General features: G+C 67.1%; 13 protein-coding genes. 9 read left to right on the top strand and 4 right to left on the bottom strand.

Annotation, left to right across the window (positions count from 1 at the left end; translation table 11 throughout):
- Positions 1 to 25: 25 nt before the first annotated feature.
- Positions 26 to 796: a VTT domain-containing protein gene (locus AC07YR_RS10275; protein WP_494733890.1), complete on the bottom strand. Its 771-nt coding sequence runs from the start codon at positions 794 to 796 to the stop codon at positions 26 to 28.
- Between the two features lie 139 nt (positions 797 to 935).
- Between AC07YR_RS10275 and AC07YR_RS10270 the strand changes: the two genes are divergently transcribed.
- Together AC07YR_RS10270 and AC07YR_RS10265 are read left to right on the top strand one after the other, a co-directional pair.
- Positions 936 to 1952, top strand: a complete 1017-nt coding sequence (locus AC07YR_RS10270; RefSeq protein ID WP_494733889.1) for a 3'-5' exonuclease — start codon at positions 936 to 938, stop codon at positions 1950 to 1952.
- 61 nt (positions 1953 to 2013) lie between these two features.
- Positions 2014 to 2574 (top strand): DUF4395 domain-containing protein, encoded by a 561-nt coding sequence (locus AC07YR_RS10265; RefSeq protein WP_494733888.1) that lies wholly within the window; start codon positions 2014 to 2016, stop codon positions 2572 to 2574.
- Position 2575: 1 nt separating this feature from the next.
- Here the strand turns inward: AC07YR_RS10265 and AC07YR_RS10260 are convergent, their stop codons facing one another.
- Entirely contained in the window at positions 2576 to 3721 is a 1146-nt protein-coding gene (locus AC07YR_RS10260; protein WP_494733887.1) for an ADP-ribosylglycohydrolase family protein, read from the bottom strand.
- A 210-nt stretch (positions 3722 to 3931) separates the two neighbouring features.
- On the opposite strand from AC07YR_RS10260, the gene AC07YR_RS10255 reads away from it, so the two are divergent.
- From AC07YR_RS10255 to AC07YR_RS10240, 4 genes are all read left to right on the top strand, one after another.
- A complete protein-coding gene (locus AC07YR_RS10255) occupies positions 3932 to 4870 on the top strand; it encodes an MIP/aquaporin family protein (RefSeq protein ID WP_494733886.1) in 939 nt (312 codons plus the stop codon).
- A 61-nt stretch (positions 4871 to 4931) separates the two neighbouring features.
- The gene (locus AC07YR_RS10250) at positions 4932 to 6104 is read left to right on the top strand and encodes an exonuclease SbcCD subunit D (RefSeq protein ID WP_494733885.1); all 1173 of its coding nucleotides are present in this window, start codon (positions 4932 to 4934) and stop codon (positions 6102 to 6104) included.
- The gene (locus AC07YR_RS10245; protein ID WP_494733884.1) at positions 6101 to 9187 is read left to right on the top strand and encodes an AAA family ATPase; all 3087 of its coding nucleotides are present in this window, start codon (positions 6101 to 6103) and stop codon (positions 9185 to 9187) included. Before AC07YR_RS10250 ends, AC07YR_RS10245 begins: the two co-directional genes overlap by 4 nt.
- A gap of 137 nt (positions 9188 to 9324) precedes the next feature.
- Positions 9325 to 10848 (top strand): MFS transporter, encoded by a 1524-nt coding sequence (locus tag AC07YR_RS10240; RefSeq protein WP_494733883.1) that lies wholly within the window; start codon positions 9325 to 9327, stop codon positions 10846 to 10848.
- Positions 10849 to 10866: 18 nt separating this feature from the next.
- Here AC07YR_RS10240 and AC07YR_RS10235 read toward each other — a convergent pair whose 3' ends face one another.
- Positions 10867 to 11601 carry an IclR family transcriptional regulator gene (locus AC07YR_RS10235; protein WP_055797213.1) on the bottom strand — a complete coding sequence of 245 codons (735 nt, stop codon included), beginning with the start codon at positions 11599 to 11601 and terminating at the stop codon, positions 10867 to 10869.
- Between the two features lie 158 nt (positions 11602 to 11759).
- Between AC07YR_RS10235 and AC07YR_RS10230 the strand changes: the two genes are divergently transcribed.
- The 3 genes from AC07YR_RS10230 (at position 11760) to AC07YR_RS10220 (ending at position 15350) form a co-directional block, all read left to right on the top strand.
- A complete protein-coding gene (locus AC07YR_RS10230) occupies positions 11760 to 12296 on the top strand; it encodes a flavin reductase family protein (RefSeq protein ID WP_436057971.1) in 537 nt (178 codons plus the stop codon).
- 58 nt (positions 12297 to 12354) lie between these two features.
- On the top strand, positions 12355 to 13809 hold the full coding sequence (gene hpaB, locus AC07YR_RS10225) for a 4-hydroxyphenylacetate 3-monooxygenase, oxygenase component (RefSeq protein WP_494733882.1): 1455 nt from the start codon (positions 12355 to 12357) through the stop codon (positions 13807 to 13809).
- 206 nt (positions 13810 to 14015) lie between these two features.
- The gene (locus AC07YR_RS10220) at positions 14016 to 15350 is read left to right on the top strand and encodes an MFS transporter (protein ID WP_494733881.1); all 1335 of its coding nucleotides are present in this window, start codon (positions 14016 to 14018) and stop codon (positions 15348 to 15350) included.
- Positions 15351 to 15456: 106 nt separating this feature from the next.
- Here the strand turns inward: AC07YR_RS10220 and AC07YR_RS10215 are convergent, their stop codons facing one another.
- On the bottom strand, positions 15457 to 16284 hold the full coding sequence (locus AC07YR_RS10215; RefSeq protein ID WP_055796147.1) for an alpha/beta fold hydrolase: 828 nt from the start codon (positions 16282 to 16284) through the stop codon (positions 15457 to 15459).
- Positions 16285 to 16288: the final 4 nt, after the last annotated feature.

The raw sequence follows: 16288 nt of genomic DNA, 5'->3' as shown, positions 1-16288 counted from the left end.
CGGGGCGCCTTCATTTTTTGTCGTGCTACATGTTCGTCTTGCGCTCTTCTTCGGGTTCGTGCTCTTCGATGAACTCCTCCACCGCGTCCGTACCGAAATGTGCGGCCTGGCGCTTGGCGGACAGCCCGCGGAGTACTTCGATGCCGATGGGGATCACGGAGACCAGCACGATGATGATGAAGATGATGTCCAGGTTGTCGCGGACCCACGGCACGCGGTCGCCCAGCAGGTAGCCGAGCAGGGTGACGCCGCCGCCCCAGAGCACGGCGCCGATCACGTTGAAGAGGAAGAACTTGCGCTTGCTCATCTGCGCGACGCCCACGATGACCGGCACGAAGGTGCGGATGATCGGAACGAAACGGGCCAGGATCAGCGCCTTGCCGCCGTGCTTTTCGAAGAACGCGTGCGCGCTTTCGACGTTTTCACGCTTGAACAGCTTGGAGTCCGGCTTGTTGAAGATGGCCGGGCCGGCTTTGGAACCGATGAGGTAACCGGTCTGGTTGCCGATGATGGCGGCAACGATGATCAGTGCCGAGAACAGCCAGATGTTGAACTTGATGGCGTCCGTGGCCACCAGCAGTCCGGCAGTGAACAGCATGGAGTCGCCGGGGAGGAAGAAGCCGATCAGCAAGCCCGTCTCGGCGAAGATGATGCCGCAGACCAGCAGCACAACCCAGGGGGCCAGGGCCGGATCGGCCAGGAAGATCTGGGGGTTGAGCCAGTCGGGGAGGAACGAGGCCAGGTGCGGCTGCACCGGTCCCGCACCCCCGAGGGTGGACACGGCAAAGTCACTCATCGCATGTAGGTTCACCCCTCAAGGTTACTGGACCCCCGGCGCCGGGCTTTCCTGCAGGGACGGTGCGTGACCATCGACACCCGCGACAAGCCGGGCTGGCGTGCCGGGGCACGGGCCGGCCGGCGGTAAAGTTTGACCCGTGGGTTTGGACTTTACGGCGATCGACTTCGAGACAGCCAACGGCTTCCGCGGTTCGCCGTGCGCCGTTGGGCTGAGCAAGGTCCGCGGCGGCGTGGTGGTGGAGGAGGCTTCCTGGCTGATGCGCCCGCCCGAAAACCATGACCGGTTCGATTACCACAACGTGCGGATCCACGGCATCAGGGCCGAGGACGTGGCCGGCCTGCCGCGCTTCGGCGAGCTCTTCCCCGAGATTGGTGCCTTCATTGGCGGCGATGTCCTGGCTGCCCACAATGCCGCCTTCGACCTGGGCGTGATCCGGTCCGGGCTGGAAGTGTCCGGACTGCCGGGTCCTGCCTACGACTATGTGTGTACCGTGATGCTTTCCCGCCGGTGCTATTCCCTGGTCTCCAATTCGCTGCCCTATGCGGCGGAGGAAGCCGGCGTTCCGCTGGTCAACCACCACGACGCAGCTGAGGATGCCAGGGCGTGCGCGGGAATCCTGATAGACATTGCCCGGCGCAACGGCGCCGGCAGCATTGCGGAACTCTTCCTGTCCCTGGGACTGGAGCTCCCGCATCAACAGGCATTCGATCCCGCCCGTGACGGCCTGTCCAAGGCCACGCTGACTGCCCTGGGGGCAGCCGACGGAACCGGTACAGCCGCGGCGCGGGCGTTCAAATCCGGCTGGCCCGAGGAAGGGGCCAACCCCGTGCCAAATTCCGACGCCGAACCCGGCCACCCGCTGTTCGGGCAGACGGTCGTGTTCACGGGGGAGCTCGCCATGCCCCGGCCGGAGGCCAAGGTCCTGTCGGCCGAGTACGGCGCGCAGCCCGAAAGCAGGGTGACCGGACGGACCACGGTGCTGGTGGTCGGCGACGGCTTTGTGGCCTCGGACCTCCGCTCCGGCCGCCTGACCGGCAAAGCCCGGCGGGTCTTGGAACTCCACGAGCGTGGGCAGGCCATCGAGGTGCTGTCCGAAGGTGAGTTCCTGCAGATGGTGGGCGGGCAGGTGCCGGCAACCGCCGCCCTGATCTAGCCAGCGGTCATACGGCGCAACAATCCTTCCGGTGCCGGAGGCGGACTCCTAGCCTTGCATCATGGGTAAACTCCAGATCGACTCCCCGGCCGACGCCGTTCCTACTGCTGCCACTGCAGCGGGCAGGCGCACCGGCGTCGACTGGCGCACGGTGTTCGCATTCCCCAACCCGGTCAACGAGTATGCTGCCAGGATCACCGCAGCCCTGGTGGTGGTACTTGCCGTCGCCACGCTGTTGACCGGATGGGGTTGGGGACTTGCCGTAATCGCCGCCGGCTTCTGGCTGCGTGTGCTGTTCGGTCCCAGGATTTCACCCCTGGCCCGGCTTTCCGTCAAGGTTCTGGCCCCGCGTCTGGGCCGGGCCAAGCTGGTTCCGGGGCCGCCCAAGCGCTTCGCGCAGGGCATCGGTGCAGCCATGTCCACCGCCGCGGCGCTACTGCTCGCGGCCGGGCTTGCTCCCGCTGCCTGGACGCTCCTGGCTGTCCTTATTGTGGCAGCCTCGCTGGAAGCATTTGCAGGGTTCTGCGTGGGTTGCGCGATCTTCGGCTTCCTTCAGCGCCGCGGACTCATTCCGGCGGACATCTGCGAAGCCTGCAACAACATTTCCCTGAAGCGGCCGTGACTCAGGCGATGGTCACCGAGATCAGCTGACCGGCCATACCGCGGATGACCTCCGGGGCTTCCAGCGACTCCAGCCACTCCGCCGGCAGGCACTCCTCACCGTAGAAGGCGCCCAGGATGTTCCCGGCGATGGAGCCGGTGGAGTCACTGTCCCCGCTGTGGTTCACGGCCAGCGCGATGGCTTCACGGAAGTGCGCCTCAATGCCTGCACTGGAAACGGCGCCGGTCGTCTCTTCCGGGGTGTTGCCGGCCATCTCCCGTGCCGGGGCTGTGGCCAGCACCGCGTAAAGCGCGACGGCGAGGGCCTCCTCGGCCACCCAGCCTTCCCCGAGCTCATGGACCAGATCTTCGGGGCTGAGGCGGCCGGCCGCCGCCGGCTCCTGCCGGGAAACTGCCGCGAGGTGGACGGACCGTTCCAGCCGGTCAAGGAGTGCCGGCTCGGCGTCGTCCCGTCCACGGGCATGGTCGAGCACGTATTCGGCCGCTTCTGTGAGACTTTGGCCACTCATAAGGGCGTGGATCAGGAGGCTGAAAGTACCTGCACTCTGCCGCGCCGAACGGTGGCCGTGGGTCAACGAAGCCGCGTCAGAGCTCAGCTTGTACACCGCCTCCGCCGGGATGTGCGGAATGAGGCCGAACGGCGCCGAGCGCATCACCGTGCCGCATCCCTTCGACTCGGGATTGACCGGGCGGTAGATGGTCCCCATTTCGCCGGAGGCCAGGCCGCTGAGGCAGGCATTTCCGGGCGCACGGCGATGCTTCAGGGCTGGCTGACCGTCAATCCAGCGCGGCTGCGGGGCTGGAGCCGACGACGGCACCGGCACGCCCTGCGTCGCCAGCCAGCGAAGGTAGGCGAGCCATACACAGGCGTTGGCATCGGCGGCTGTGCCATCATTTGCCCACTCCAGTGCCTCGACGAGGCCGTCAACCGTATACAGCGTCATTTGGGTGTCGTCGGAGAAGTGGCTGCCGCCGTCGAGCGCTGAAAAATCCTGAAGTCCCGCCGGACCGAAGCGGCTCCGGATGGTGGAAATATCATCGAATTCCACGGCGTAGCCGAGGGAATCGCCCAAGGCGCCGCCCAGCAGGCAGCCATGGATCCGGGACTGGGGCGTCGGCGCCGTCAGGCGGGAATGTTCAGTGCTCATATCTGTAAATTTACCCCGCGTACGGCATCTGGATTCCCCGGGCGCAGGTACCGAAGTCGCTGCGGCGGCGCGTCGACCGCTAAGCTCGAATCCAGCAAGCGTCCAGACTCAGTTGGCAGAATACGTCGGACAGTACATTGCCGGGCGCACCGCCGCCCGCACGCTCACCGGGATCACCGGCCGCGCATCGAAACAAAGGATTTCCACACCATGACCGCCCCTGTGCCTGCACGCCCGACCCGAAGTTCCGATTTGCATGCCGCACCGGAGGCTTTCAAACCGGGCCTGGTGGCACGCCTGTCAGCGGAGGCCTTTGGCACCCTGTTCCTGGTCATCGCCGGCCTGGGCGTTCCGCTGTTCACGATTCCGCAGTCAAACCCGTTGTCCGCCTCGCTGGCGGCCGGACTTGCCGTCACCGCGGCCATGCTCGCCTTCGCCTACATTTCCGGTGGCCATTTCAACCCGGCAGTAACCCTGGGCAACGCCATCGCAGGCCGCATCCGGGTGCCGGAAGCCGCGGCGTACCTCGGTGCGCAGCTGGTCGGGGCTGTGGCCGGAGCACTGGCACTGTTCGGAATCCTGCGGACTGTTCCCAAGATCGAAGACACCCGGGCCGCCTTTGACACCGTGACCGCCGGCTTTGGCGAGCATTCCATCATCCAGGCGCCCATGGCCGGCGTCCTGCTCGTGGAGGTCCTGGGCGCCGCCATCCTGGTAGCCGTTTTCCTCGGCACCACGGCTGCACGCAACACCAGCAAGGCCGCCGCGCCCTTCGCTGTGGGCCTCACGCTCGCCGTCCTGCTGCAGCTGGGCCAGGCAGTGGGCAACACGCCGTTCAACCCGGCTCGCGCAACCGCCTCGGCCATCTTCAGCAACTCCTGGTCCCTTGAACAGCTGTGGCTCTTCTGGGTGGCGCCGCTGGTGGGCGCCGCCATCGCAGGTCTGGTGTTCCGCGGGTTCGCCGAGGCCCCGGCTGCTGCGCCGGCCCGCGCGCACGATGCCGAAGACGATGCAGACGACGACGAACTGGTCACCAACGACGACGATCTCGACGACGACGACGATGCCGCCGGCGTTACCTCTGACGACGCTGCTGGCTCCGCTGGCGACGACGCCCGCGACTTCTTTGACGGCAAGCGCGGACGGTAGTTGCCCGGCCAAGCCGTGTCTGTGCCACAAAACTGTCGGTACCCGCGGATAGCTTAAGAACATGCGGTTATTGCACACTTCCGATTGGCACCTGGGCCGGTCCTTCCACGGCGTCGGCATGCTGGACGCCCAGCAGGATTTCATTGACCAGCTGGTCGAATTCGTCAGCGCGGAGAAAGTGGACGTCGTCCTGATTGCCGGGGATGTCTACGATCGCGCCCTGCCCGGCGTCGACGTCGTTCGCCTGCTGGATGATGCCCTGGTCCGCCTGACGGACGCGGGAGCGCAGGTGGTCCTCACCAGCGGGAACCACGATTCGGCCATCCGCCTTGGCTTCGCGTCGCGGCTGCTGGAGCGCGGGGGAGTGCACCTGCGTACCCGGCTCGCCGAACTCGATGTGCCGGTGCTGTTTCCGCTGGACCCGGCGGAGGATGGTCCTGTGCTGGCCATTTACGGCATTCCGTGGCTCGAGCCCCGTCTGGTCGCCGAGCAGCTGGGCGTTGAGCCCGCCAGCCACTTCGAAGTGACGCGCGCAGCCACAGCGAAGATCCGCTCCGATGTGGTCACCCGTACGAGCGGAAGGACCGTGCATTCAGTCGTGCTGGCCCATACGTTCGCGAGCGGCGGGATCAGCTCGGACAGTGAACGGGACCTGAGCATCGGGGGAGTCGGGGCCGTCCCCCTGGATCTCTTCGACGGCTTTGGCTACACCGCACTCGGGCACCTGCACGGCAGGCAGACGCTGTCGCCGACCGTGCGCTATTCCGGTTCGCCCCTTGCCTACTCCTTCTCCGAGGCGAAGCACCGGAAAGGCGGCTGGCTGGTCGAAGCGGATGCCACGGGCATCACCGACGTCAGGGAGGTCCAATGGGACGCGCCGCGTGCGCTCGCAGTGCTGCGGGGCACTCTTGACCACCTCCTCACGGCCGAGGAGCACGCCTGGGCCGAAGCCGCGTATTGCCAGATCACACTGACGGACTCCCAGCGCCCCGCCCAGGCCATGGACAAACTTCGTGCCCGCTTTCCGGACACCCTGGTCCTCGGTTTCGAGCCCGAAGGCGCCACCGCAGCTACCACGACGAGTTACAGCTCCAGGCTCGCCGCGGCGGATGACGACCTGTCCATCTGCTGCGGCTTCCTGGAACACGTTCGGGGCCGCAGCACCGATGACGCCGAAGCCGCGGTCCTCGGGGAAGCGCTCGAAGCCGTGCGTCTGGGGGAGATGTCACGATGAGGATCCACCGGCTTGAAATCTCCGCCTTCGGCCCCTTCGCCGGCACCGAACACATCGACTTTGACCGGCTCAGCTCTCACGGACTCTTCCTGCTGAACGGCGCAACCGGCGCCGGCAAGACCAGCGTGCTGGATGCCATCTGCTTTGCCCTGTACGGATCCGTGCCGGGTGCGCGACAGGAAGGAAAGCGGCTCCGCAGCGACCACGCGGACGCCGCCGCCGAACCGCGCGTCACCTGCGAGTTTTCCGCCAAAGGCCGGCATTTTGAGGTCTCCAGGATCCCTGCGTGGAACCGGCCCAGCGCCAGGGGCAAAAACGGATTTACGGAGCAGAAAGCCAACACGCTGCTGCGGGAACGCGTTGACGGGCAGTGGATGGAAAAGTCCGGCCGGAACGATGAGGCCGGGGCTGAAATCAGTTCAGTGCTCGGCATGGATCGGGAGCAGTTCACCCGGGTGGTCATGCTGCCCCAGGGCGACTTCGCTGCTTTCCTCCGGTCAAAGCCCTCCGACCGGCTGGAGCTGCTTCAAAGCCTCTTCGGCACGCAGCGGTTTGAGGCTGTCGAGCAGGAACTCGCCCGGCAGGCCGCGGAGGCCCGCACCCAGGTCGCCGGCCTCAACAACCAGCTGGACCTGCTGCTGGCGCAGGCCCGGGCTGAAGCGGCGCCGTCCGAAGAGGATCTGCCGGACGCCCCGCTTGTGCCCGACGACGCCGACCAACTTCTTGCCTGGCTGCAGGACACCGCCGCGGCCAGGGCCGGGATATTGCAGGCCGAGGCGGACCAGGCGGCGGCAGCTCGCGCCGGGGCTGCACGGCGCCTCGAGTCCGCGGCCGCGCGTGCCGCCCGCCAGGCAAAACTCGCCGCCGCGGAACTGCGGAAATCGGCCGCCGACGCGGCGGCACCTGAACTCGGTGAAAAGGCCCGGCAGCTTGGCCTCCACCGCAAGGCCGAAGTGCTCGGCGGCCAACTGCAGGCCGTCGACAAAGCAGAGGACGCCGAAGAGCGGGCGGCCGGCGCAATGGCCGCAGCCGCCGCCGAATTGAACGCCGCGGTTCTTCTGGACCCCGAGCTTGCCGCCCTGGCTACCGGCGGGGGCGCCGCCACAAGCCGCCACCCCGCCGGAAGCGAAGGCGAACCCTACTTCGAAGCGGCAGTCCTGCGCAGCGAACTCAGCCGCCTGCGCTCCCTCCGCGCCGTGCTCGAGGAACGGCTGCCGGATGAGGCCAGGCTGTCCGGGATGGCGGTCCGCAGCTCAGAGCTTCGCAGCACCGTGGAGAAGCTGAGGGAGGGGTGGCGCGCCGGCGCCGCGGCCCTTGATGCGCTGCGTGCGGAAATGGCCGGGCTGCTGGCCGGTCTGGCACCCCTTGAGGAGCTCGCTGCCGAAGCCCAGCTGCGGACCAAGGAAGCCGCTGCCGCTGAGGAACTCGTGGCAGTCGTCGGCCGGTATGCCATGGCGGCCCGGTTATGTTCCGGCGTGGACGAACGGCACCGCATTGCCCGGGACGATCAGCAGAACCACCGCCAGCGGTGGCTGGATCTGCGGGAAGAGCGGCTCGCCAACGCCGCTGCGGAGCTCGCTTCCCAGCTCCGGCCGGCGGCGCCCTGCCCGGTGTGCGGCAGCCCGGAGCACCCCTCGCCGGCGCCCGCGGCCACAGCCGCGCTGGCCATCGCTGAAGCGGAACAGGCAGCCCAGGAAGCCTGTGAGGCAGCAGAGGCTGTCCTCGCAACGCTGGACAAGGAACTTGCCGAGGCCCGGCAGCAGGTCGCCGTCCTGGCGGCCCAGGGTGGCGACACCCCGGCGGAGGACGCCCGCGCGGAAGCCGCTTTGGCCAAGGAACGTGCCCGCGAGGCCGTCCGGGCCGCCGCGGAACTCGTCGCCAGCCGTGAGCGGCTGGCGGAACTGGACGAACAGGTTGCAGCCGCCGAATCGACGCAGGCGGCTACTGATTCCAGCATTGCGACGACGGAGTCCACGCACACGGAGGTCCTCGAACAGGCAGCTGCACTGGAGGCTACGCTGCAGAAGCTGCGTGCCGGCTACCCGACCCTCGGCAGCCGGCTCACCTCGCTGAATCAGTCCACGGCCCTCCTGGAACGAACAGACGCCGCCCGGACCAGCCTCGAACAGGCCATGCTGCGGACCACGGAGGCCCGCCAGCTGCTGGACCAGGCGCTTCCGGAGTCCGGATTCGCCTCCGCAGAGGCGGCCCGGGCCGTCCTCCTGCCGGCCCCTGAAGCGGCCACGCTTGAAGCGGCCATCCGGGCCGGCCAGGATGAAGCAGCCCGCGTCGGCGAACTCTTCGCCGGCGAGGAACTCACACAGGCGGCCCGCGAGCTTGCGGCGGACGGCCCGGTCGAGCCCGGCGTGCTCGAAGAGCTCCGGGCGGAGGATTCCGCTGCGGAACAGGCCGCCAGGCAAGCAGTCATCGCGGCCGGGCTCGCGGACAAATCGGTACAGACCATCTGCCGGATCGCGGGGGACTACACCCTGCTGGCAGCTTCAGGCCAAGGTCCGCGGGAACGCGCGGCGCTACTCACCGCGGTGGCCGACGCCGCCCGCGGTGCCGGCGACAACTCCTACCGGATGAGCCTTAACAGCTACGTGCTGGCGGCCAGGCTGGAGCAGGTGGCCATTGCCGCCTCGGAGCGGCTGGTCGGAATGAGCGATGGCCGGTACACCCTGCAGCACACGGACGCCAAGGCTGCCCGGGGAGCCAAGTCCGGTCTCGGCCTCGAGGTCGTGGACCAGTGGACCGGGCAGCGCAGGGATACGTCAACGCTTTCCGGTGGTGAATCGTTCATGGCCTCGCTGGCCCTGGCGCTGGGCCTGGCCGACGTAGTGCAGCAGGAGTCCGGCGGGGTCGACATCGAGACGCTCTTCGTGGATGAGGGCTTCGGCAGCCTGGATGAGCAGGCGCTGGAACAGGTCATGGATGCCCTCGAAGGGTTGCGGGACGGCGGCCGGGTGGTCGGCCTCGTGAGCCACGTGCCGGAGATGAAGCAGCGCATCAGCACCCAGCTCCAGGTGGTCAAGGGGCGGAACGGGTCCACGCTCCACATTTCCGACGACGCTCCGGCCTGATTCCCTGGCCCGGCGCGGCGGTTTGGAGCTCCACCAGCCGGGACCGGCGTGCCGGGGCCTCGGCTACAATTGAAGGGTTACCGGGTCGCGCGCATCGGGAGGAGGGACGATGCGCATCTTTGAGCGAACCCGGAATAATGACCACTTCAATGTTCTCGCAGGCATCCGCCGCAACGTCCCCTGCCACCACCGCAGCCGAAGCCACCGCACCCGAAGCCACCGCAGCCGAAGGCACTGCGCACCCCGCACCGCATCCTGAGCAGGACATCCCCCGCCCGCTTTCGAGCCGGGGTGGCCGCTACGCCCGGCTTCCGCTGCTGGCAGGCAAGGGCTTCATCCCGCTGGGTCTCTTCGCCCGCCTTCCCCTGGCCATGCTGACAGTGGGCGCCCTGACCCTGGTTACGGCCGTCACGGGCTCATACGCGGTCGGCGGAGCAGCAGCCGGGGCCGTGGGAATCGGCTCCGCACTGGGAGCGCCGGTGCTCGGGGCCTGGGCCGACCGGCTCGGCCAGCGGTTGGTGCTGCTGGTCGCTGCGGTCTTCAACACCGCCGCCGTGGTGGCCCTGATCCTCACGGCCTACCTCGTTCCGTCCGGCCAGGACCTTGGTGCGGCTGTGCCGGTCCTCGTCGCGGCTTTCGTGGCAGGGGCCAGCTGCCCCCAGGTGGGCCCGCTGGCCCGCGTCCGCTGGATGGCGCTGACCGCCCGGGGCAGCACAGCCAGGAATGCGAAGGACCTGGATGCGGCCTTGTCCTACGAAAGCACCGCCGATGAACTGACCTTCGTCCTCGGCCCCGCGTTGGTGGGCATCCTCGCGAGCCTGATCGCCCCTTGGCTTCCGCTGGCCCTGGCCGCAGCCCTGACGCTCACCCTCGTGCCCGCGTTCGCCGTCCACCGCACCCACCTCGCCGTACCGCTGAGCGTGCGCCTGCGCCGGGGCGCCAGGACGGTCGCAGGCTCAGGAACGGCTGCTTCGGGCACGGATGCCTCCGCCACCGCCGGCCCCGCCACCGCCGGCCCCGACACCGCAGGGTCCGACGCCGCAGGGTCCGGGCGAACGGGCTCCCACGCGAACGGCATGGCAGCTGTTGCCCTGCCCTTCCTGGCCATGGTGTGCATGGGGACATTCTTTGGTTCCACCCAGACGGGCCTGAGCTCCTTCTCGGCAAGCTTTGCCACGGCCGAAATTGCCGGGCTGCTCTACGCCGTCATGGGACTGAGTTCGGCCGCGGCAGCCCTGAGCGTTGCCTACTGGCCGCAGCGGTTCACCCTGTCGGCACGCTGGATGGTGAGTGCCATGCTCATGGCCGGCCTGGCGGTGCTCCTGCTGCTGCCTGCTTCGGCGTTCCCCATGGTGCTGGTACTGCTGGTCCTCGGACTGCCCGTGGGCCCGCTGATGGTCACCGTATTCGCTATCGGCGGCCTGGTGGCCCCGGCCGGGCGGCTGGGAACCGTCATGACAGCCCTCGCCAGCGGCATTGTCGCCGGCACGGCACTGGGGTCTTCGGTAGCCGGTCAGCTGGCGCAGCACCAGGGGTATTCCGCCGCGTTCCTCGTGCCGGTCTGCGCCGCAGCGGCGCTGTTCCTGCTGGGGGCGGCCGCCGCCGTCGTCATCCGAAACGGCAAGGCGCGCCGCGGAACCCAGGTGGCCGGCAGCCGCTAACGAATGGCGTGCCGCGCCTTAGAGCAGCTGCTTTTCGATGCGCGCGGCGCTCGAGGTCAGGGCTGCCGCCACTTCAGCCGGGTCCTGGGTTGAGCGGATGTAGACGACGGCGACCGAGGCCGGGCGGCCGCCCGGCACGTTGATGGGGGCTGCCAGCGAGGAAACCCCCGCAATGACTTCATCGTGGCTGGCCGCGTAGCCGCGTTTCCGGGCCTCGGCCGCCTCGGGCCGGTAGGGGATATCCGGCGCCAGCAGGTTCCAGTCGTGCTCCGTGAGTGCAGACTGGATGGCTATCCCCGGGGCGCCGGCGCTTATCGGGTGCCGTGAGCCGGGGTGCTGGACCACGGTGGCCGCCGAATGCCGGGGCTCCACGGTCACCAGGGTGATGCAGTCCTGGTGGTCCCACACCGCGACGAAGGCCGTCATGTTCAGGGTGTTGGCAAGCTGTGTGAGCTCAGGCAATGCAGCCGACTGCAGGTTGCGGGAAACACCCCGTGCCAGGACGGCCAGGCCCGGGCCGGGCTGGACCTTGCCGGAGTCGTCCCGGACCAGCAGGGAGTGATCCTCCAGCGTGCGCAGGATCCGGTAGGCCACGGAACGATGGACCCCCATCGCGTCGGCAAGTTCAGCGATGGTGAGCGGCTGCCCGGCTTCCGCGAGAATTTCCAGCGCGCGGATCCCGCGCGAGAGGGTCTGCGACGGGGAAGCCTGGGCGGTCGCGGCCTGTGTACCGGCGCCGGCAGTCTGAGTCATGCTGTCCATCCTAGGCCGGGTTCCGTGGCGCTCCACTCGGAGGGTCTTGTGTTGCGCCTCACTTTGGGTTAGCGTTCCATATGGGAACTATATGTTCAACTATAGAACAGTTGGGTCGTCGAGATCGACTATAGAGCAGACAATCCAAGGGATCAATGATGATGTCCACACCACGTCCGGGAGAGGCCCCCGAAGTTGCGGGCAGAACGTCGACACCGAAGGACCACCGTTTCCGCGGGAGCCTCGGCAGGTTTGCCACCGGCGTCGCGATCGTGACCTTCGACGGCGCCACCAAGCGCCACGGCATCACCGTTAACTCGTTTACGTCGGTGTCCATGGAGCCGCCCCTGGTCCTGGTCAGCATTGCCCGTACCGCAAAAGCGCACGATGAGCTTGCCGGCCGTCCGTTCACGGTGAATATTCTGGGTGCCGAACAGCGGTACCTCGCCACGCATTTCGCCGGCCGCCCCGGGCACGAACCCCGGTGGGTGGAGGGTGCCACGGCGCCGCGCCTCGCCGGGGTCCTGGCGTACTTCGAGTGCCGGCCCTGGGCTGCATACGACGGCGGCGACCACACCCTGTATCTCGGCCAGGTGGTGGACTTCGACTACCGCCACGGCGACGCCCTGGCGTTTGCCAACGGCACCTACACCACCATCCCGGACCGGGAGTTGGGCATGGAGGACCTCCTCTAGCCCGGCGCCCCCTATCCGAACAACCCGCTGCAGCTCAACGAGGACTGGAGGAAGAACAATGGGTATCCGCACCGGACGGCAGTATCTGGACAAACTCAACGCCATGAAGCCCCATGTGGTGATCGACGGGGAGGTGGTCAGCGAAAAAATTGCTGAGCACCCGGCGTTCCGCAACGTGGCCAGGTCCTACGCGAAGCTCTTCGACATGCAGCACGACCCCGCCCACCAGGAAGCACTGACATACGCCTCGCCCTCGACCGGCGACCTGGTGAATGCGTCCTTCCTGGTTCCCCGGACCATCGAGGATCTGCAGCGCCGGCGCAGGGCCATTTCCACCTGGGCCGAATCCTCCAACGGCTTCCTGGGCCGCTCGGGGGACTATATGAACTCATCCCTGACGGCGCTCAGTACCGCGGAAAAATGGTTCTCGCAGGCCGACCCCAAATTTGGTGAAAACATCCGCAACTACTACGAGTGGGCGCGGGAGAATGACGTCCTGGCCACGCACACGCTCATCCCGCCGCAGGTCAACCGCTCCGTCTCGGGCTCCGAACAGATGGGCGGGCAGTTGTCGGCCCACATCGTCGAAGAGCGCGAGGACGGCATTGTGATCAGCGGTGCCCGCATGCTGGCCACGATCGCGCCCATTGCCGACGAGCTCCTGGTGTTCCCGTCCACCGTGCTGCGGGGCACCCCGGAGGACGCCCCGTATTCCTATGCGTTCGCCATCCCCAATGATGCTCCGGGCCTGCGGTACCTGTGCCGAACCTCGCTGTACAACGGCGGCAGCAGCCATGACGAGCCCCTTGCCTCGCGCTATGAGGAAATGGATGCGGTGGCCATCTTCGACAGGGTATTCGTGCCGAGCGAACGGATCTTCATGCTCGGCCACCCGGAGCTCTGCAACAGCTTCTACACGGAGACCGGCGCGGGCGCCCTCATGACGCACCAGGTGGTCACCCGGACGATCGCCAAGAGCGAGTTCTTCCTCGGCCTGGCGTCGGAACTGGCCGAGTCCATCGGGATCGACGGTTTCCAGCACATCCAGGAGGACATCGCCGAACTGATCATCGACGTCGAAATCGGCAAGGCGCTGGTCCGCGCGTCGGAAGCTGACGCCAGGCCCAACGAGGCAGGCGTGATGCTTCCCAAATGGACCACGCTGAATGCTGCCAGGAACTGGTACCCCAAAATCGCCCAGCGCTTCCCGCAGATCATCCGGAAGTTCTCCGCATCGGGGCTGATGGCGCTGCCGGGTGAGGCCGACGTCAACAGCGGGGCCAGGGCGGACATCGACATGTATCTGCAGGGCAAGACGCTCACCGGACCTGAGCGCGTCCGCCTGTTCAAGCTGGCCTTTGATGCCTCCATCTCAGGGTTCTCGGGCCGGCAGTCCCTCTACGAGTACTTCTTCTTCGGTGATCCCGTCCGGATGGCCGGTGCCCTCGTCAACAGTTATGACCGCGAACCGGTCCGGGCCAGGGTCCGCGAATTCCTCACCAGGCCGGACTGACCGTCCGGCCTGCCGGGTCCATGTGGCCGCCGCCCACGAGTCCGGCGCCACGAGTCCGGCGGCACGTTGGACCAAAAGTCCTAGTGCGCTTTGTCACACATTCGAGTATCCTCATACCAACTGACCGTTCGATCGGTAATTCGCTCGGCGTCATTCCAAATTCGGTAGTAGCGCTTTCTGCTACTGCCCACAGCCACGGAGTTCCAATGACCGCAACTTCACACGTCGATTCAGAGGCGGGCCCCAGCAGCAAACATGAGGAACGGAAAGTCCTCGCCGGGACGCTGGTCGGCACCACCATCGAGTGGTACGACTTCTTCATTTTTGCCCAGCTCACAGCAACGCTGCTGTCACCGCTGTTCCTCACACCGCTGCAGGCCTCGAATCCCGGACTTGCGCAGATCCTTTCCTTCGCCCTGATCGGCATCAGTTTCCTCTTCCGCCCGCTCGGCGCAGTTATCGCCGGGCACCTGGGCGATCGCCTGGGCCGCAAGGCCATGCTGGTCTTCACACTCATCATGATGGGTGCCGCCACCGCCCTGATCGGCATGCTGCCGACCTACAACGACATCGGAGTCTGGGCGCCGATCCTGCTGATCCTGCTCCGCATCATCCAGGGCTTCTCCGCCGGCGGTGAATGGGGCGGCGCGGCCCTGATGGCCGTGGAGCACGCTCCCAAGAGCAAGCGGGGCCTGTTCGGCGCGTACCCCCAGATCGGCGTTCCCGTCGGCATGATCCTGGCCACGGGCCTGCTGTACTTCCTCAACACCAGCATGTCCAAGGAAGCCTTCGGCGCCTGGGGCTGGCGCGTGCCGTTCCTGCTGTCCATCGTGCTGATCGTGGTGGGCTACCTGATCCGCCGTGCGGTGGCCGAAAGCCCGGTCTTCAAGGAAATGATCGAGCGCAAGGAGAAGGCCAAGGCTCCGCTCGGACAGCTGATCAAGTTCCACAAGAAGTCCGTGCTCTATTCCACGATGATCTTCATCGGCAATAACGCGGCGGGCTACCTGCTGATCGCGTTCTTCATCTCCTACGCCACCAAGACGCTGAAGATGCCGGTCGCCGAGATCCTGCTGGCCACCACCCTGGCTTCATTCGGCTGGCTGATCTTCACGCTCGTGGGCGGCTGGCTCTCTGACAAGATCGGCCGGGTCAAGACGTTCCTGATCGGCTACGGCATCGTGTTCGCCTGGATGATCCCGATGTTTGCCCTGATCGACACGAAGAACATCATGCTGTATGGCCTGGCGCTCTTCGTGCTGACCATCGGCCTCGGGCTGTCGTACGGCCCGATGTCCGCCATGTATGCCGAAATGTTCCCGGCCAACGTGCGCTACTCGGGCATTTCCATCGGCTACGCGTTCGGTGCGATCCTGGGCGGTGCATTCGCGGCCACCATCGCGGAGACGCTGATGCAGAGCACCAAGTGGACCGGCTCCATCGGCATCTACATCATGGTCCTCTGTGTTATTTCCGCAGTCGGTGTACTCCTGGCCGGCGAAACCAAGGGCCGCCCGCTGGGCGTCAGCAGCCACCACTAGGAGGCAGGCTGACTGCGCAGCATTCCTGACAAGCACGACGGCGGGCGCGGACCATTACGGTCCGCGCCCCCCCCCCCCCCCCCCCCCCGCCGTTGGTGTGCCGGACCTAGACTCCCAGGAACTCCGTTGCCGCCTGCTTGAACGCCCTGCTGGTGATCACATTGCTGTGGTTCCGGCCGGGAATCAGCAGCTGCTCCACGAGCGCCCCTGACCTGGCGCCCAGTTCAGCGAGCTCGGGCATGGTCGCGGCCCGGTCGTCCTTCTCGCCGGCCACAAGCAGCATGGGCATGTGGGGGACGGCTTCGGCCGGATCGAAGGGTTCTCCCTTGATCGCTTCCACGAGCGACAACAGCGCAAAGATATTGTTGCTGGGCAGCCCCTGGGCCATTTTCAGCAGGCCGGCCGTGGACTCGTCCGCGATGGGCGTGCCGTCCGCCAGATAACGCTGCGCGGCCACCAGGTCAAAGGCCGCCAGCGGATCGGCAATGTTAGGGCCGCCGAGCACCAGGCGGTGAACGAGCTCCGGCTGGGTGGCGCCGAATTCCCAGGCGAGCCGGGACCCCAGGGAGTAGCCGACCACGTCGAGCCCGCTGGCGGGGTCGCCGTCCCGCAAGGGGCGGACACCGGCGTCGAACGCCACCTGCAGGAGGTCCGCGCGGATCCGGCTGGGGCTGTACGAATCCATGTCTTCCGGTGCCCCGCTGCGGCCGTGGCCGGGCAGGTCGACGGTGATGACGCGGCGGCCGGCTTCCAGCAGGGCGGCCAGCCAGCCGGTGTCCTGCCAGTTGAGCTTGGTGGAGGAGGAAAACCCGTGGAGCAACAGGACGGGCCGCAGCCCGGTGTCGGCCTCCGGCTCGTGCACCTCCACGTAAAGCTGGGGGTCGGTGCCCTCCACGGTGTGGTGGTGCTGCTCGCCGGTGTGCCTGCCGCTCATGGTG

It is taken from the genome of Arthrobacter sp. GW460-12-1-14-TSB2, from assembly GCF_059423525.1.
Note: the sequence above shows the minus strand (reverse complement) of the source record. Positions and strands in the feature narration are given on the sequence as shown.